16 protein-coding genes are annotated in these 18,483 nt (G+C 41.3%); 10 read left to right on the top strand and 6 right to left on the bottom strand.

The features are described 5' to 3' along the window. Positions 1-211: 211 nt before the first annotated feature. Entirely contained in the window at positions 212-943 is a 732-nt protein-coding gene (locus dnm_RS14630) for a hypothetical protein (protein ID WP_207683372.1), read from the bottom strand. Positions 944-3,939: 2,996 nt separating this feature from the next. Between dnm_RS14630 and dnm_RS14625 the strand changes: the two genes are divergently transcribed. The 4 genes from dnm_RS14625 to dnm_RS14610 all read left to right on the top strand — a co-directional run bounded on the left by dnm_RS14625 (position 3,940) and on the right by dnm_RS14610 (position 7,617). Further along, the gene (locus dnm_RS14625; protein ID WP_207683371.1) at positions 3,940-4,401 is read left to right on the top strand and encodes a PilZ domain-containing protein; all 462 of its coding nucleotides are present in this window, start codon (positions 3,940-3,942) and stop codon (positions 4,399-4,401) included. A gap of 527 nt (positions 4,402-4,928) precedes the next feature. After that, positions 4,929-5,153: a hypothetical protein gene (locus dnm_RS14620; RefSeq protein WP_207683370.1), complete on the top strand. Its 225-nt coding sequence runs from the start codon at positions 4,929-4,931 to the stop codon at positions 5,151-5,153. A gap of 1,081 nt (positions 5,154-6,234) precedes the next feature. After that, positions 6,235-6,888: a hypothetical protein gene (locus dnm_RS14615; protein WP_207683369.1), complete on the top strand. Its 654-nt coding sequence runs from the start codon at positions 6,235-6,237 to the stop codon at positions 6,886-6,888. A gap of 237 nt (positions 6,889-7,125) precedes the next feature. Next, a complete protein-coding gene (locus dnm_RS14610) occupies positions 7,126-7,617 on the top strand; it encodes a PilZ domain-containing protein (RefSeq protein ID WP_207683368.1) in 492 nt (163 codons plus the stop codon). An 87-nt stretch (positions 7,618-7,704) separates the two neighbouring features. Here the strand turns inward: dnm_RS14610 and dnm_RS14605 are convergent, their stop codons facing one another. The 5 genes from dnm_RS14605 to dnm_RS14585 form a co-directional block, all read right to left on the bottom strand. Next, positions 7,705-8,136, bottom strand: coding sequence for a MaoC family dehydratase (locus tag dnm_RS14605; protein ID WP_207683367.1), 432 nt, complete (start codon positions 8,134-8,136; stop codon positions 7,705-7,707). 217 nt (positions 8,137-8,353) lie between these two features. After that, positions 8,354-9,892, bottom strand: coding sequence for a GAF domain-containing protein (locus dnm_RS14600; protein ID WP_207683366.1), 1,539 nt, complete (start codon positions 9,890-9,892; stop codon positions 8,354-8,356). A gap of 119 nt (positions 9,893-10,011) precedes the next feature. Continuing rightward, on the bottom strand, positions 10,012-11,256 hold the full coding sequence (gene phaC, locus dnm_RS14595; RefSeq protein ID WP_207683365.1) for a class III poly(R)-hydroxyalkanoic acid synthase subunit PhaC: 1,245 nt from the start codon (positions 11,254-11,256) through the stop codon (positions 10,012-10,014). 116 nt (positions 11,257-11,372) lie between these two features. Further along, positions 11,373-12,269 carry a poly(R)-hydroxyalkanoic acid synthase subunit PhaE gene (locus tag dnm_RS14590; protein WP_207683364.1) on the bottom strand — a complete coding sequence of 299 codons (897 nt, stop codon included), beginning with the start codon at positions 12,267-12,269 and terminating at the stop codon, positions 11,373-11,375. 445 nt (positions 12,270-12,714) lie between these two features. Continuing rightward, positions 12,715-13,179 carry a polyhydroxyalkanoate synthesis regulator DNA-binding domain-containing protein gene (locus tag dnm_RS14585; protein ID WP_207683363.1) on the bottom strand — a complete coding sequence of 155 codons (465 nt, stop codon included), beginning with the start codon at positions 13,177-13,179 and terminating at the stop codon, positions 12,715-12,717. A 295-nt stretch (positions 13,180-13,474) separates the two neighbouring features. Here dnm_RS14585 and dnm_RS14580 point away from each other — a divergent pair, with 295 nt between their 5' ends. The 6 genes from dnm_RS14580 (at position 13,475) to dnm_RS14555 (ending at position 17,766) form a co-directional block, all read left to right on the top strand. Further along, complete coding sequence (locus dnm_RS14580) at positions 13,475-13,738, top strand: hypothetical protein (protein ID WP_246556329.1); 264 nt, start codon at positions 13,475-13,477, stop codon at positions 13,736-13,738. Positions 13,739-13,920: 182 nt separating this feature from the next. Then, positions 13,921-14,160, top strand: a complete 240-nt coding sequence (locus dnm_RS14575; RefSeq protein ID WP_207683362.1) for a hypothetical protein — start codon at positions 13,921-13,923, stop codon at positions 14,158-14,160. Between the two features lie 387 nt (positions 14,161-14,547). Further along, a complete protein-coding gene (locus tag dnm_RS14570; RefSeq protein WP_207683361.1) occupies positions 14,548-14,835 on the top strand; it encodes a hypothetical protein in 288 nt (95 codons plus the stop codon). A gap of 235 nt (positions 14,836-15,070) precedes the next feature. Beyond that, on the top strand, positions 15,071-16,633 hold the full coding sequence (locus dnm_RS14565) for a metal transporter (RefSeq protein ID WP_207683360.1): 1,563 nt from the start codon (positions 15,071-15,073) through the stop codon (positions 16,631-16,633). Between the two features lie 256 nt (positions 16,634-16,889). Beyond that, positions 16,890-17,528, top strand: coding sequence for a hypothetical protein (locus dnm_RS14560; protein ID WP_207683359.1), 639 nt, complete (start codon positions 16,890-16,892; stop codon positions 17,526-17,528). Continuing rightward, complete coding sequence (locus dnm_RS14555; protein ID WP_207683358.1) at positions 17,497-17,766, top strand: hypothetical protein; 270 nt, start codon at positions 17,497-17,499, stop codon at positions 17,764-17,766. The genes dnm_RS14560 and dnm_RS14555 overlap by 32 nt, the downstream gene beginning before the upstream one ends. Positions 17,767-18,483: the final 717 nt, after the last annotated feature.

Below are 18,483 nucleotides of genomic sequence, written 5' to 3'. Positions count from 1 at the left end.
CGATAAATAAGTATCTGTCCGCAAATTTTCCAGTATTTTTTATCCGGATCGCTGAAATAAAATAATAAATTTCAGCGATCCGGATAAAAAATCAGAAAATTGCTGTTCAAGTACTCAGCTCTCCCACGCCGAACTCCTCCTTATTTCTCTCATAGAAGGAAAAGGCAGGTTCGGTTTGAAAGTTTCCATTACCTGTGATTTCCAATCTGGTTTAGGAACCTGAAACCTCAATGATCTGAGGCAAAGGTGGTCTTTTATAATGCCAGTAGTCCGCATCATTAATATAGTAGATATCTGTTTTTCGCATTAAATACCTGTCATAATCCCTGATTGAAGTGGTGATAATAACCTCGCTGTGCGGCATGTCTTTCGTGAACATACCTGACGCTGCATCATACAGAGCAATACCCGTAAGACCTGCTCCGGCAAGGGCAGCAGCTTTGGCCCCCCCTCCCCCATATTCGTAAGCATCCCGAACCACCAAGGCCCAGGCTGACGCGAGTGCGCCGACTGCCGTCATGAATCCGGGACGAAGCGTCCGGGTCAGCCGGTTTTCCCGATGATAGACCACCTGCACCTTGTTTGTCACAACCAATGCGTTATTTTCCACATTCGAGACTCTCATTCCTTGTCTGACCAGATGGGTCAGTAAGAGATCGTAAAAGCCCTCATCAAAAGGTGTTTCATAATGCCGGTCACAAGGTCCCATGGGGGCTCCGCAAGCGGGCCGGATATACACGGGCTGATTCAGATATCCTTTTTTTTTCAGATTCATTTTGATCTGACAGGCGACATCCTCAGCCAGAACATCCCAATGATAAGCGGCCTGCATTTTTTGCTGCGTGCTGTATTGGTAAGTGGCAGGTTTGGGGGTCTGGGTGTAGCAACCGCCCATAAAAAGCAGCATCAGGATTATGGAAGATAACCAAATAAATCTTTTCATCTTTTCGCCCTCCTTATCCAAGTTAAGAACAATTTTTCCGGCATGTAAAACAATTTTCCAAATTGTCTTACAGCAAAGAGTGAACTGACAAATGAAGGATACCAGTAATTTAAAATGAGCATATTTTCTATAAAATATGATGGATGAATAAGCAATATTTTTTTCCGAAAAACGCTAAATATATTTTTTCATATGCCGTGTGAGAACGAAACAATCCGCAGAGATGAGGTTTGAAAGCATCATCTGTATTTTATTTTTACAGAGCATCCTTCATAAAAGCTGAAAAGCAGGTTACACTTTTTTCGGCATGTAAAACAATTTCGCAAATTGTTTTACACTCGATGTTCAAGTTTTCTGACCCGGTTCGAGTAAAAAGCCTGTCATTCCTGCGAAAGCAGGAATCCATTTTGGGCATATACGGCGCTTCCGGGAGCAGTGGATTCCTGCTTTCGCAGGAATGACAGAAAAAAACTTGAACACCTGCGAAAGCAGGAATCCATTTTGGGCATATACGGCGCTTCCGGGAGCAGTGGATTCCTGCTTTCGCAGGAATGACAGAAAAAAACTTGAACATCGAGTTTACAGCAAAGCGCTATCTGACAAATGAAAGATGTCTCATCGAGCTGTGTACAGGACAAAAAGTTGCGGTGCGGGAAGAAACCCGGGTTTTTTTCCCGGACGGGACACCTTCCCCCGTCGGAAAAACCCGGGTTTCTTTGCTGCTCATCTTTTTTGTCCTGTACACATCTCATCGAGTTATAAAACGGCCATGATCTGCCGGTCACAACGAAACATGAAAGTTTTGCAGTTTTTCCTAACACTTAACACCTAACACTTAACACCTGACACCTGACACTTTCATATAAACGGGCATGACCTGCCGGTCACAACGAAACATGAAATTTTTTCAATTTTTCCTAATACTTAACACCTGACACCTGACACTTTCATATAAAAATTTGCCAGTAAGAAAAACCTTGGCTCAGACAATTTTCACTTGCAAGTTGGCAATTCAGCTCCGCACCTTATGGACAGATTCAAATTTTCAGCCTGCGTCAGAAATCACAAAATCCGTCAGCACCAGAAATATTTTGACATAAGAAAAGAATTTTGGCATTCTGTCACAGTGTCAGTAAACTTTTTTAAAAAAGGAGTATGAAAATGAAAGAAATAATCTTTTTTCTGGTAATTATCGGGGTCTGGTTTCTTTTACAGGCATATATTCTGCCTAAATTGGGAATTTCCACCTGAATGCGGGACGCCTGTCAGGTGACAAGCAAAAAATCTGATACCAATCATCCTGAATCAAATAAAAAAACAGGAAAATGATTTTAAGCAGACCGGAGTTTAAAATTTGCCAGACACCTCAGTATTCCAAAAACTGACATATCAGGGCGGAATTTTGTTGAATAAGTATCTGTCCCTAAACTTTTCGGCTCTTCATTGAATCTGAGCTTGGGAGACACGGTCGGCGTTTTGATTTTTCACGATATCCCCTTGCTCTCTCTCCCCTCCCCGTCAATCTCCGAACCAGCATGTTCATATCACTCGGTAATCAAGTTTTTTTGTCATTCCGTCCGACTGCCTGGCCGAATCATATCTGGTACACGGCCAAATAAATGCTGACGGGTTGCTGAGATGTGAAACAATTTTTCAAATTGTTTTTCGGACAGTTTGAAAAATTGTCCTGCATGATTCTCATGCGTCCGGTTTTTCCGAATTTCACCCCTCAGATACTACAAATATGTTGTCTCCTATGGGACTCCGGATATCACTTTTCCAAACATGCTCTCATACTCGATGATCGCCTTTTCTGATCCGGTTCGGACAGAAAACAATCTGATTTGATTATTGAATTAAGTGCCCGATCAAAAGTTTTTTATATATCTTTTTTTTGCGAACAGCGGAGAAACCCGGCTTTTTCGGATCTTTCCGGTAAAAAAGCCGGGTTTCTTTCCCGGGAAGATATCGAAAACTTATGGTTAGGTATTTATAACTTTTTCTCGAGTCGGAGAGCGCATTTTATTTATCTCCGGAATCAGGGATGCCCCGCATATGTATCAGATTAAGACCATAACAAATTGTTTTTATTGATATATTCCTAAATTTTTCAGCACTTCATTGAATCTGAGCTTGGGAGACATGCAGGGTGGGCGGAGCGAAGCGCAACGACAGACGGTGGGTTGCGCTTCGCTCCACCCACCCTACATTTTTTCCCTTTGACTGACTCCCTTCGACAGGCTCCCTTCGACAGGCTCCCTTCGACAGGCTCAGGGAGCCGGTTAGGGGGCTGGTGTGAGCAGAGGCGAGAATGTTTTTTTCTGTTTCAAATGGTTAGAAAAAAAGTATTTGATACATTAAAATTTTTGTTGTAATCATTAGCTAAGACAGGTATAATTTAATTTGGAAGGCTGAATAGGTTATAGTCTGTTTAATCGCATGGCGGACACAAAACATCCTTGCCGCCCTGTGGTCTGCCGATGTCTGAAAATCTTATAACAAATTATATCAAATAAGTTAAATTCCAGATCCATCAGTCTGAATTGAGCGACTTCTGCATAAAAAATCAGGTAAAAATCTGATAACCCCGACACTGATATTACCGCACAGGAATGACATCCAGATCAAATAGTTAATCCCTCAGGTCAGGCATAGCATGTAACAACAAGTCAGATGCCAAAAGAATAAATATCAGCAGATCGAAACTGAACGAAAACTCAGGCCCCGTTCGCAATTTCATTTTGAAGCTGACTTTTTTAAAGACAGAGACCTTCGCTTACATGGCAAACCACCTGAACGCGGAACTGCGAATTTTTTTAATCTGCCGAATATGGCAAGTTCCGATCATCTGGCACTTAACAGATGACACCTGTTTTTATGACTTCTCATGCAGGAACAACGGTCTGAGTGGCAAAGACTTCTGAAATTTTGAAAACTTCGGAGGTCCGGCTGATTTTATAAATTCTTAAACAATTCAAAAAAACGGAGGGGTAAAAATGGCTATTATTCCAAACAGAGCATTTCCACGTGATCACTATGAAGCCCGTATCACATATGCAGTTTACGGAACGGAAAAGTTCATTGACGCTAAAATGTATAACACCAGTGAAGGAGGGATGTATTTTGAATCAGATCATAATCTCCCTCCGGGATCAGAGCTTTTCATCAAGCTGCCTGATTATTCTTGTGATATCCATGGTTCTGATATCCGTGACGGGTACCGGGGCGAAGTCATGTGGTGCAGGAAAATTTTTAAAGGTGACATTTCCTGCTACGCAGTTGGTATCCGATTTATCGTTAATGTATGCGATAAATGCGGACAAAAGGTTTCTTATAGCGAAATCCGAAGAACCGATAATTTCCTTTTTTTGTGTTCAGCATGTGTGAAGGATGTGGGAAGGTTGTCTGCTGAAAACAAGAAGAGAATAGAAAACTATCTGATGGGGAATGTGATTTGAAAAAACAGCGCTGGCAGGGGCGGTCCTTCTGTGCCTATCCCGATTCTTTAACTACAGAATGATTGCCCCTTTGTCATACTGCAATCCGCTTATCTGAAAAATCCATCTGTGTCATCCTCTAAAAGCATGTTTGAAAAGTTCTGACAGGGATCCGTCTAGTTGTAGCATAAGAGCGACATTCCCCTCCCGGGTCCCGAAGCGACGGCATATCAAATCGGTAATATTTTCGGACTGCAAATATCCCGCTCTACGGGATTCATGTTGCTTTCCAGACACGCTCTGAGGGATTTCCCCCCAAAACTACCTGAAATTCAGGGCATTTTCTGAATCAGCCATATCAGTTATTTGAAGTTCCCTAACATAAAATCAGCAATTTCAAATCTCAAAATCAGGAATTTCCTGATTTACATATTTTTTATTTGATATATCAATAATTATAAAAAAGGTTCTTTGTCTTCGGTTATAAAATATCCGTCTTTTTCAGATGAGTATGTTTTTACAACACAAAAACAATGGAGGGAAGACTTATGTATCAGTATGTTACAGACAGACAAAGGGAGTATGACAATCATGATGAGGTCATCATGGGCCAAAGTATCTCATGTGATCTGTGTGGAAGAAATGGGGAAGAACAGTACTGTAAAACAGACAGTTCTGTTTGTTTGTGTTCAAATTGCCTGAAGCACACAGAGGCTTCAAATGAAAAGATAAAAGAATGCGTGGAGAGATGGCTGCTCGGAAACGTCATCTGAAGAATCCTGACATATGAAAGAGGAGATGGGACAGTTTTTACAGACCAGGACATCTCAAATCTGTAACATATTGAAATTATAATCAACAGATCAAAAAATTCATGGTTCCGCGTTCCAGCTTTCTGTTATGTAAACATAATTATCTGTTTTTACAAAAACTGCCTGAAGCCGGAACTCTGAACCGGTTCTGAACTTTCAATCTGCTGATAATATCTGATCTTCAAATCAGAATCTTCGAATCCTGCAAAAACAAACAGCTGATCGAAAAATTTTAGCAAGCACATTCCGGCACTCCTTTCCGACTTGTTTTCGATCTGCCGATAATTAGTTGTAAAAACTGTCCGAACTGATTATACCAGTCTGATATTAAAAAGATTGCTAATTGACATTTCCTTTTTCTGATTTTCCTGATTTCTGATTATAACGGATTCAGGGGAGGTTCTGACGCGGCATTCCCAAAAACCGTTATAATCAGTTTTTCTCCTTCAATTATTCTGATCAATCCTCTGTTTTGTCCAGATTTTTTATTTCTGGCAACCTCTTTAAATATTTGAAAAATATGGCAACAAGTCACGTTATTGTTTCCCAAATTACAGTTAAGTAATTTCAGCAGATATTTCTGTCGGACAAGTAAGGAATTTCCCAATCTGAAAAAAATTTTCATGACGTGCTGACCCGTCCGGGTGGAATATTTTTAATTGTTATTTAAAGAGGTTATATTCTGATAAAAATTTAAGCTTAATTGTTTCCTAAAACAAAATAAGGAATTTCAGACTTAAAATCAGGAATTCCCTGATTGAAAATTCATTCAGATAATATTATTCTTCATAGTTATAAAGTAAATGAATCTTTTACTTATTTCAAAGCAAAGCGGATAAGTCAATGGGTTAAAATATGTACTTAGGGGTAGCAAAATGCTACTTTTAAATTAACGGTTATGATCTTTCGGTCATAACGAATATGAAGGCATACGGAACGCGTTAAAAAAAATTTAATTTTGTGGCAGAGGGCCTGCGCGATTCCCCATACTGTCTGGTGGCTTAAATTTAATTTTAAATGAGAACTTTAGGGAGGCTAAAATATGCTTGAGAAAAAAAGGGCGGATATTACTGAAATTTACAAGAATATGTTTTTTGGTTCCTGGATTAAAAATGCTCCTTCACCATTTGAAGCGATGAAGAACATGAACGGAACAGCAACAAAAGGCTTCAAAATATATGGTGCCTGGCTTAAGTATGTGAATTCAGTAACCGACAAAGGATTTGAAACCGGATGTGATGCTATTGCGGGTGAAGAAATCAAGGTGGACACCTTCTTCAAAACGTTCAGAGAGGCTTATGACAATTTTACGGACCAGGTGACAGACGCTTTTAAAGACACTCCTTTTGAGGGGATAAAGGAAATTGACAAGGCAGTGAAAAAATCACTGGATGTCTTTTCCCATGAGCAAAAGGAAGCCACGGGGTTTCTCAAGAATATGTGTGAGTTCAACAATAACATGATAGATTTCTCCCTTTCGGCAATGGGAAATATCTCCGTGGCTAAAACACTTCAGGAGTATGACACTATTCCCAATTTTATAGGTACCTGCACAGAGTTCCTGGAATCAACGAATAAACTGTGCCGTGGGATAAGTGCTTCTCGTGAGAGTAAAACAGAGTCGGATGATTTGAAAAGCCCCATTGAGAAAAAAACACCGGAGGAAGAACCAGAAGTTGAAAAAAAAGCCGCTTAAAACCTGATGTGTTTCCGCCCTTCAGGCTGTATTATTGTTTGAATTCAAGGGAGCTAGGCGTTTTAAATTCTTCCTTTTTCAGGCAATGCTGTTGAATTAAGTCGCCAGACACTTGACTTTGCCATAAAAGAAGGAAGTCAAAGAGTTAATCAGCAGCATTGCCTCCCACGGAAGACTTTCCTACGCCTTACAAAACTTAAAATACCATTAATCTGAACGTAATCGTTAAGGAGGTGTATGATGAATGTTTCTGCAAAGAAGCTGCATTCCTGTAACTACAGGGCCTATTCTCGAAACAAGGAAGAAGCTCCCATAAAATACGCGGATTTGAATACAGAAAATTACCATGACGGTAAGATGTGCAACATCAGTGAAAGCGGTATGTATTTTGAATCAGGCAACAACTCTCTCCGGCGAGGTTCTGAAGTTTGTATCAAAATGGTGGACTCTGCTGATATTCATAGTCCCGAGGCTTGTGACGGCTATCGTGCCGAAGTGATGTGGTGCAGGAAAATTTCTGAAAACAAGACTGATCCTTCTTACGGAGTGGGAGTCAGATTCATGCTGAACATATGCGATCAGTGCGGAAAAACGGTTCCATATACAGAAATACAAAGAACCGACGATTTTCTTTTTCTGTGCCCAACTTGTTTTCAACGCCTGAAGAGCCTACCGGATGGAAAGCTTAAAGGAACCCTCGAAAACTATCTGATGGGGAATGTGATTTGAAAATGTCAGATGATTATCTCAAAAAAAGAAACCAAGTTTTTTATCTGAAAAACTTGGTTTCTGAATTTCCAATTCTTAACTTCTGCATTATTTTTTAGGCGGTTTGGGAGCGCTGACAATGGCTTCACCGTCTAAAACTTTTGTCCCTTCATGATTAACACAGGTTGTCTGTAAACGAACCCTATTTTTTTCAGCGATAATTTCAATAATCTCTGCTCGCGCGGTAATCGTGTCACCCATGCGGACAGGTGCCAGAAATTTGAGTTCCTGGCTCATATAAATAGTTCCGGGACCGGGAAGCTGGTTGGCCAGGATAGCCGATATGAACCCGGCCGTAAGCATCCCATGAGCAATTCTGGTCTTAAAAAAGGTTTGTTGCGCATATGCTTCGTTAATATGGGCCGGATTAAAATCACCCGTCACTCCGGCATACAAATAAATATCAGATTCGGAAATAGTTTTGGCGAACTCGGCCGAGTCGCCTACTTTGAGCTGGTCAATAGTTTTTCCAATAATCATAACATTCTCCTCCTTAGTTATTTGTGATTTGTGACTGGTGATTTGTGACTGGCGATTAAAGCTGTAATCACAAATTCCAAATCACAAATTCCAAATCACAAATTCCAAATCACAAATTCCAAATTCCAAATCACAAATTCCAAATCACAAATTCCAAATCACAAATTCCAAATTCCAAATTCCAAATTCCAAATCACAAATTCCAAACCTAACTAATTTAAAACCACGATTTGTGGCTCCAGATTTCCTCTTCCAGATTTTTTTTATCTTCCTGAAGCATAAGATACATGGAAGCATTTTGGATGGCCAGACCTCCCTGATGGGCCATGGCGGTCGTCAGCATAACATCCGCTTCGGTGAATTCTCGCGGAACATCGCTGTAAAACCTCATCACCCCGATCACATCATCTCTGGCGTTTATGGGAACGCTGAGAATGGACACAATACCTTCTGCTTTCTTTTCTTTTCGGTACTGAACCCCCTCATCCGTAGCCACGTCTCTGACTACCACCACCCGGTTTCTAAGGGCCTCGGAAATGCCTTTTTCAGCGAACAAAGGCCCCTTATTAAGATATGCTTCGCTCAGACCGTAGCTTGCGACAAGTTCCAATGTCTTTTTTTCTTCATCAAGCAGACGAACGGAACTCGCCTTCACTCCGAGCGTTTCAGCGATATCAGCAGACATGATGTGCATGATTTTCTTTACATCCAATGTAGAATTGATATTGACAGCCAGGTCATGGAAAAGTTCCGTGTTCATGCGCATTCGGTTAACCAGCAAGGCGTTTTCAATGGCGATTCCCCCCTGGGCCGCGACAGCTTCAACCAATATAATCACATCATCAGGAAATTTTCTTTCAACGCCGCTGTACAGTCTCATCATTCCGATGACTTCGTCCCGGGACTTTATGGGGACACAAAGCATGGAAGCAATGCCTTCTTTTTTCATTGCCTCTTTATACTGAATACGCTCATCGGTTTTCGCATCCCTGATGATGACTGTTTCGCCATTAAGCGTCTGTGCCACACTTTTATCAGCAGAGACAGGCCCCTTGCTGAGAAATTCTTCGCTCAGGCCATAGCTTGCCGCGAGTTCCAGAACGCCTGTGTTTTTATTCAAAAGACGAATATTCACCCCTTTCATGCCAAAAGCCTCGGCGATATCGGCCGTCAGGATATGCAGGATTTTTTTGATATCAAAGCTGGAATTCATGCTGGAAGCCAGATCGTGAAAAAGTGTTGAATTTTGTTTTATCCGTTCAAGCAGCCGGGTCTGTTGGATGCAGATTCCCCCCTGTTCGGCCAGGGCGGTCAGGAAATCTGTTTCATCCTGGGAAAAATCTCTGGGGGTGGCAGTATAAAGCACAAGAATGCCAATGGCTTTGCCGTTTACCATAATCGGCACCGTGAGGACAGAGGCGATTCCTTCGGCCTTTTTTATTTCGTGATTATCCAGCCGGGGGTCTGTGGTCGCATCATGAAAAGAGAGATACCCCCCCGCTTCCATGAGGTCTTTCACTGCCTTCTCAATTTTCATGGGTTCCGCGTGTAAATAGTTTTCAGACAGTCCTTTCTGAGCTGCCACCACAAACATATCCTGTTCCTCATCTGCCAGAAAAAGACATGCGGCTTTTCCTTTCATGGTGTCAATCGCACTTTGAACGATGATATCCAGAAGTTCTTCTTTTTTAAAAGTCGTCCCAAAAGCTTTGCTTATTTTGCAGAATGTTTTAAAATAATCGGTGTTGGTTTTCATAGTTATCTCCTCTGTAAATCGAAACTTGAAACTTGAAACTTGGGGATCCGCGGATTGTCATTATGCTTATGCAACTGTTCCGAGTTTCAAGTTTTATCTTCGCTCCTTACCCCGTCAGTTTACTTTTTGGGTGAAACGGATTTGGCTTTTTTTCTGCTTCGCTTGTTTGACAAAACAAGTTCAATATTTTTTCGGCCTTTGTTTTTTGAAGCATCGCTGGTTTTTTTTCCAATTTTATCTTTTACCGAGTTGGGAAAAGTCGCTTGTTCTTTAGTCCCGGGTCTGACTTCCCCCTCTCTTTCCCTGAGCCATTTCACAATCTTAGGCGCAAACTCCTTCTGACAGCTGGAACTGACATAAATTCCGATGTGTCCGGTTTTCAGACAGATATCCTCCGTGTCCTCAGCCCCCACCTTCTGTGTCAGGAGTTCGCATGCCTGGGGCGGCACCAAATGGTCATACTCGCCGTAAAAATTTAAAATAGGCATGGTAATGTTTTTGAGTTCCACCCGCCTCCCGCTCAGTTCCATTTTGCTCTGAATGAGAAGATTCTTTTTATAACAATCTGTTATGAACTGCTGGAAAGTTGCCGCAGGCACATCCGGACTGTCAAAAATCCATTTCTCCATTCGGACAAAATTTTCAACAAATGCCTTGTTGTCCATGTTTTCAAAAAAGCCCACATATTTGTCAAGTATCAGACGGGCGGGATTGAGAAGCAGAAACCCCAGGTTCATCAGGTCTCCCGGCATATTGCCATATGAATTTCCCATGAGATATGCATCTGTCTGTTTCATCCATATATGAAGCAGTCCTTTGTCCGTATCAAAATTGGTGGGTGTCACTGTGGTGACAAGATTTTTTATTTTTTCAGGGTAAAGCGCCGAATACATGACAGAAAAGGCACCTCCCATGCAGATTCCCATGAGATTGATTTTGGGCAGATTATGTTTGTCTCTTATAAAATCAACGACATTATCCATATACCCGTCAACATGATCGTCAATGGTCAGATACTGATCCTTACGGGTCGGATATCCCCAGTCAATCATATAAACTTCGATGCCATTATCAAGAAACGTCTGCACCACACTTCTTCCCGGCTGAAGGTCCAGCATGGTTTCCCTGTTGATCAGGGCATAGACCACCAGAAGCGGATATTTCTGCTTTATTTCTGTCGGCCTGTAGTATTTCAGCTTGATTCTGTCCTCCTCGTAAACGACCTCGTAAGGCGTAGTTGAAAGATCTGTTTCAAGCGGGCCAAGCAAAACCTCGGATGCTTTCTGGGCGCGTGTTTTCACCTGTTCCGTGGTTTCAGCCAATTTCTTCAGGATAAGATCCACAGCAATTTTAGGCTGGCTCATATATTTCCTCCTCTGCAACTTGCAATCTGAAATTTGAAACTTAAAAGAGTGGCGGATTTTCATGTGTACATCTATGATTGTTCAAGTTTTGAGTTTCGAGTCTCAAGTTCCGAGTTTCAAGTTTTCACTGTTTTGGAAAGTTCCCTGACCTTTTTTTTAAGTAAGTAAAGGTCCTTGTAAAGTTCATCCATATCTTTGTTGGTGGGGACAGGAAACTGCTGGAGAATGTCATACATCACCTCATCTTTGGCTTTTCTGTATTGCACCAAAGAATCAACAGTTTTGTCCATGACTTGCGTATATTCCGGTGATTTGAGCAGTGTCATGTAATGACCTTCCAAAATCTTGATCCACATGTTATAATAATCTTTCAAATTATCATGAATCTCACCTTGTTCAGCCATCTCCTCTATCTTTTCCTGCATAACCGCGGACGATTTTTCTATGGGAACATAAAACATGTAAATGAACTCATTCAGAGAGGCATAAAACACATTATATTTATCCACAAACTGGTTCATTCTTTCCTGCTGAAAACGGGTCAGCCCCAATTGCGGAATATTTAAAATTTTCTGGAATTCCTTCTCGTAAATTTCCCGCCAGCTTTTGAAAATATTCTGATCAATATCTTCAAAATTGTAAGCTTCCGTATGCTGACCAATTCTTTCGGCCTTCTCAGCCCATTGTTTTTGCAGTTCCAAATATCCGTCCCATGACTGCTGAACCATTTTCATCATGAATTCCGGAAGAGAATGCATTCCTTTAAGAACATCGTTTATGTTTTCCGGTTTGCCGGATGCTGATAACAATAACTGTAAAACCTTGGTGCCCGTCTCCCAATTTTTCTGAGCCTGATAGATCGGGTCCTTCCTGGATTTCTCGGATGTGTCAGATGGCTTGGCCGTACCGCCAAACTGCATATTGGTCATATCTCCCCAAAAATTCGTTACAGATTTTGCCCACGCGGCAAACAAAGATTCCATGCCGGTTTCCTCTTTTTGATTCTGATCCATTCTTTACTCCAATTCATGCTGATTATTTTTTGGGATTATCCATACTATATAAGGTCAGATTTCAGGCGGGGTGATGAAAATGTTTCCAAAGCTCTGAAAAAGCTGATCCCGTTTTTGTTCCCTGCATTTTTTAACTGCCTGATTTTTAAGCCATAAAAAATTTGCGGAATAAAAATGGGATCGCAATTATCAGCCGGGTTTGTGACATTTTCATCACTCCAGATTTCAGGCATGTCCCGGCATAATTTTTTTTACATCTGATATCACTCCGGGACAAAACAGGCAATTCCGACCCGACAGTTCACCGAAACGGATCAGCAGAACCGCTTTTTTGTCAGGATGAAATACGCCGAGACAAACCTGAATTCCATTACCTTAATTATCATTTAAAAACAAGGCTTTTTTAGGTATGACATCCGAGATGCATTCAATTGACATTTTGACTTTAAGCTTTCTTATTTTTGTCTGTTTCATCTGAAGCACTGTCAAAAAAAGATCCGAAAGGAGTTATGTCTTTCATTGTCTTTTTCGCCATGTTTGAAAAGTCCATCCCCAGTTCAAGACATATTTTAAACTGTTCATCCATGGTTTTCTTGTAAGTCAGATAGCTTTCGATGGCTTTTTCAAGATAATTTTCAAAAAATTCGCTGAGAACATCTTCTCCCGACCGAATGATCAGATGAAGCAGGGACACAGGGAGTATGCGGCTTTTTTTCTTCACTTGCTCCATGATGATCTGAGTCAGAATAAAGGCTGTGACATCTTCATTACTTTTCACGTCAACAACTTTCACCTGCCGACCCTGTTGTCTTATTATATCAGCGACATCCGCGAGAGTCACATAGGAACTGTTTTCCGTGTCGTATAATCGTCTGTTAGGGTATTTTTTAATCGTGAGTTTATGCGACATCTGCTTTTCCTTCCTTGTTTATATGATATTATGACACAGTGCAATATTTTTTTTAGCCTATCACTGTCTTATATCTTTGTATTAATCATAACCTTTTTATAATATTATTCTTTTCAATAAAAAATATTTGATATTCATAAAATACTTTTTTTGTGCATTGCATCATTTTTTCTTGACAAAAAAAAATAATATATTATTATTATTTTAGTTTCAATGAAAAAGTCACTATTTAACTGGCTGAATATCTCAAAGAGACTGAATCTGAAATTTAAACATTTATCAGGAGGCAACAGAAATGATGGAGACAGGTAAAATGGCAAAACAAATGATCACTTTTCAAAAAACCCTTTTTGAAAACGCCTTTAACGCGATGAGCATGGTTCAGGATCAGACAGAAAAAATGGCTGGTGATTTTCTGGCCCAGCTTCCCTGGGTGAACGAAGAGGGAAAAAAGGCGATCAGCAATTCGACTGAGTTTTACAAAAAAGCCCGCACAGACTTCAAAAACGCTGTGGATGACGGTTTCGCAAAAATGGAAGAACTGTTTATTCAGAAATAGGCAGGAACAGGCTAAAAGCTTCAGAGCCACAGATTGACACAGTTGAGGAAGGGGATTGCACAGCTTTTTCTAAATCTGTGTAATCTGTGTAATCCGCTTTAATATGCGGTTCTGACCTGCTGTGATGGTCAAAGACTTTAAACACTTATCAGGAGGCAGCTAAAATGACGGAGGCAGCTAAAATGACAAAGCAAATAATCACCTTTCAGAGAACCGCTTTTGAAAACGCTTTTAACGCTGTAAGCACAGTTCAGGATCAGACCGAAAAAATGACCGGCGATTTCCTGACCCAGCTTCCGTGGGTGAACGAAGAGGGGAAAAAGGTCATCAGCAATTCAACTGAATTTTACAAAAAAGCCCGCACAAACTTTAAAAATGCTGTGGATGACGGTTTTGCAAAAATGGAAGAACTGTTTGGCTAACGCATGAATAATATGGGGCTTTCGAAGTTTTACGGAAACTTCAGATATATAATATCAGCAGATCGAAAAGTTTCCGGGCTGTGCGGAGGATCTCGGAGAAACACGGCTTTTCCCCGGACGGGACACCCTTCCGTTCCGGAAAAAGCCGGATTTCTTTGCCGTCCGTCCTCTTTGTCCTGCACGGCCCGAAAATTTTTTGATCTGCTGAATATGCGCGATTCAGATCGCGGCGGGCGTGACAAAGTGAAGCCTGTCTTATGGGCATATATACGGATGTGATGTCCGGGGGCCTCACCTCACCCCCCCTGTATTTCGGGTATTTTTTGAAAAAATCCCCGGCCACTTTGAAAGCCTTTGCATTGTTTTGAAAAAAAGGAGAGATTTAAGATGGATCAGAAGATACTGTTCAAACAAATGATTGATTTTCAAAAAGCAACTTTTGACAATTCATTTAAAGCCATGTCAACACTCCAGGAACAGGGAGAACAGATGGTTTCCATGTTTCTGGAGCAGGCTCCGTGGCTCCCCCCGGAGGGAAAAAAAGCCATTGCCGAATGGCTCGGGACATATAAGAAAGGGCGTGACAGTTTTAAAGAAACTGTGGAAACGAATTTCAGTAAAGTAGAAGCGTTTTTTGCCAATTCCGAAAACAAGGAAGAAGCCGAATCTGACTAGGTGGTCAGTTGTCTGATATTTACCCTCAGATGTAAATATTTCGTTCGTTTATTGTAATATAAGGAACAAAGGAAAATCCGGAGGGCTGCCGATCTTTTTCTGACTGCCACATGGCAATATGAAAGCTGTCGGACACGGACGGCTTCCGCTATATGAGAGAATATCATATACCTTAATATTACCAAACAACTAATCGCTTAAATATTTGTCTATCTAGGAGAAGGAGCTGCTCAAAATGATTGATTTAAGTTACAGCACAGACTCATGCTTTCCGGAAAGGCTCTTGAAAAAAAATTTATTTTTGGCAGAGGCAATAAATGCAGCGCAAAATTACTGGATCAGTTTTGCCAAGTACTCGAATGATTTCATGATCCCCTACACACTTGCCGTGAACTATTTCACGGATGTGGAAAAATATAAATTGTTCAACACGTCACCGCTGGAAAGTTTTCAATCCTATATGGAACTCCTGACATTCAATCTTGATATTTCAAACAAGGGGCTTGCCAGCAGCATGAAGGCGATTAGCAATTATAATCAGCGGGAAATGGACAATGCCACGTCTGCCTTATTCAATACGATCTTCAATGTGGAGGGAGAGGAAAATATAGAAAAATTTGTTTCCCGGCAATCCAAAATGATGGAGATGGTGGCATATGGCTATGAAGAGGCTATCGAGGATATTGAGCCTGAATACGGGTTCCACTTTGAGCAGGGTGAGAATGTAAAGTTTGCTGAAACTGACCGTTTTATTCTTTATCAGATCCTTCCCACAGATAAAAAAACTGAAATCAATGAGAACGGGAAACCGGTCATTATTCTTCCTCCTTATGTGCTGGGTTCCAATATCCTGGCTTTTTTACCTGGTGAAAATAAGAGTTATGCCCATTGTTTTGCAAATCAGGGAATTCCCACCTATATCAGAATCATGAAGGATATCAGCGAGACCCCGGCAGTTCAGCTCATGACTTGTGAAGACGACACCCGGGACACCAGATTCTTTTGCGAGAAGGTCAGGGCCAGACACGGAAAATTCGTGACACTGAACGGCTACTGTCAGGGGGGATTTTCTGCTGTGTGTAATATTCTTTCCGGCGAGCTGGACGGTCTGGTAGACGCGCTCATCACTTGTGTCTCCCCCATGGACGGAACCCGAAGTAAGGGATTTATAAAATTTTTCGGAAGTCTGCCCCGCAGATTTAATCACCTTGAGTATGGAACCAAAACACTTCCCAATGGCAACAAAGTCGCTGACGGTGATCTCATGGGCTGGGTTTATAAACTCAAAAGCATAGAAAACGAATCACCTCTGGTTGCCCTTTACCGAGATATGGCAATGCTTATGCCAAATGGCGGTGCAAACGAAGTGAAGATCAGTAAAACCGCTGCTGCGATTAACTACTGGCTTAAGAATGAACGGGGTGACCTTCCCCTTGCCATTACCAAAATGAGCTTTGATTCATACAACATTCCTGTTACAGATGACGGGACCCTTCCGGTAAAGCTTTTTGACCGGAAACTCAATTTTAAGCGTCTGAAAGCAAAAAATATTCCCTGGCTGATCTGTTACGGAGAAAAAGATGATCTTGTGGAGAAAGAGACCGCTCTGGCGCCGCTGGACCACATAGATGTCGAAGTCTCCGGTTTTCCCAAAGGTCATGTGGCCATAGCAACGTCATGGTCAAATCCGAAATCAGTATGCGCACTTCATACACGCTTTGGTGATAAAAACTACCGGGGGCCTGTGCGTTTTCAATTGGATCTGAACGAAGCATACTCCTCCGAATCCCAAGCCTGACTTCGGCGTTTTGACAAGTTCAGCGAACGGCGTTTTGACCCGCCCCTGAGCCTGTCGGAATTTTCATATAGTGATAATATTCAAAAATGGAAATATATTCGGACAGTACTCTTCATTCAGTAACCGGATATTTAGGAAAAAACCATTTGCTTCGGAGAAACAGATTCCGAAAGATGATTTTCGCGGGATTGTTCATTGTGAGTCCCGAACAGGTGAGGTGTCACATATAAAATGATTTATTTCAGAGGCCGTGATAATGGATGAGAATCTTTTAGAATTTTGGGGGAATTTTTTACTCAGCACTGCCCGTAAGAAAAAGCAGGTAGATGATATGACTGCCTGGATGCAGAAGGGGTTTAACAGTTTTGATGATCTGTCAGGTATGTTCCGAAAGTTCTACGGCCTTGATCAGTTATCCGAGCATAGCACGGAATACAAAAAAATGACTGAAAAGGCAATGGAGGATTTTCAAAAATCGTTCAAAGAATATATGGGTTCGCTGGCTTTTGTTCCGAAAAAAGAACATCTGTCCTTAGTTGATAAATATGAAAAACTCAAGGAAAAGTGTGCGGATCAGGAAGAGACAATAAAGCATCTGAAAATGCTTATGAACGCGAGAGGCACGGATCAGTTACAGGAGATAATAAGGGATCAGGGTGAAGTGTTTCAGACCATGATGAAGGGCTTTACCCAGTATTTTACCGCCCCTGAAAAAGCAGAGTCTTCAAAAGAGGGGGGTGAAAACAAGCAAGAAACAAAAACCTTCTCTCAACATTTTAATGAGACCGAAAAATCAGCGCTGGCAAAAAAAGAATCTGAAAACCAGCAAAAAAATAGCAAGCCGAAGGGGGGGATAAAAAAGGATGATCGAACAGGAGCAAAAGCAAATCATTGAGGAGATGGTAGATTTACAAAGGACTGTATTCAAAGGTTCGTTCAATACAATGGCAGCGGTTCAGACAAGGACAAAAAAGGTGATGGATGTGTTTCTGAATCAGGCTGTCTGGGTTCCTGATGAATGGAGACAAACCGTTGACAATTGGAACTTAGCTTATGAAGAGGGATGTCAGTCCTTAAAAAAAAAAATGGATGATAATTTTGTAATGATGAAAGACCAACTGAACAAAATTTGATAACCACTCGATGTTCAAGTTTTTTCTGTCTTTCTGTTTGACTGAGGCCGAAGCCTGCGAAAGCAGGAATAACAGGCTTTTTGTTCGAATCAGGTCAAAAAACTTGATCATCGGGTAATCATGAATCGAAAAATTCCCAAAGGGCAGGCCGCAAACGAGGTCTGTCCTTTGCTTTTTTCAGACAGAAATTGGAACAGCGTGTCTGTCATATCTCCCACCCCGCGTTTATATGAAAGTGTCAGGTGTTAAGTTTTAAATGTCAGGAAAAACTACAAAACTTTCATCGTTCGTTGTGACCGGCAGATCATGGCCGTTTATATGAAAGTGTCTGAAGTGAGCTAAAGTAACCAAAGTGCCTGAAGTTAAAAGTTCTTTCATGTTTCGTTGTGAGCGGACCGCTCATGGCCGTTTATATGAAAGTGTCAGGTGTTAATCGTTAAGTCTTAGGAAAAATTACAGAACTTTCATCATTCGTTGTGACCGGCAGGTCATACCCGTTTATTTCCCGACATTATCAGCACCCACCAGGACTTTTGAAAGCTTCCCATGCATCAGTCAGCGGCATCAGGTTTCGTTCTCCAACCCAGCCTGCATGACCGGCCGGATGTCAGACATTTTTTCAAATTGTTTTTTCGGACAATTTGAAAAACGGACCCGCATGATTTCGAATTTTTCGAATTTTTCTTATCCCTTTGAATAACCTGTTTTATTTCCCCT

The sequence above is a fragment of the Desulfonema magnum genome, assembly GCF_017377395.1.
GTDB classification, from domain to species: domain Bacteria; phylum Desulfobacterota; class Desulfobacteria; order Desulfobacterales; family 4be13; genus Desulfonema_C; species Desulfonema_C magnum.
Note: the sequence above shows the minus strand (reverse complement) of the source record. Positions and strands in the feature narration are given on the sequence as shown.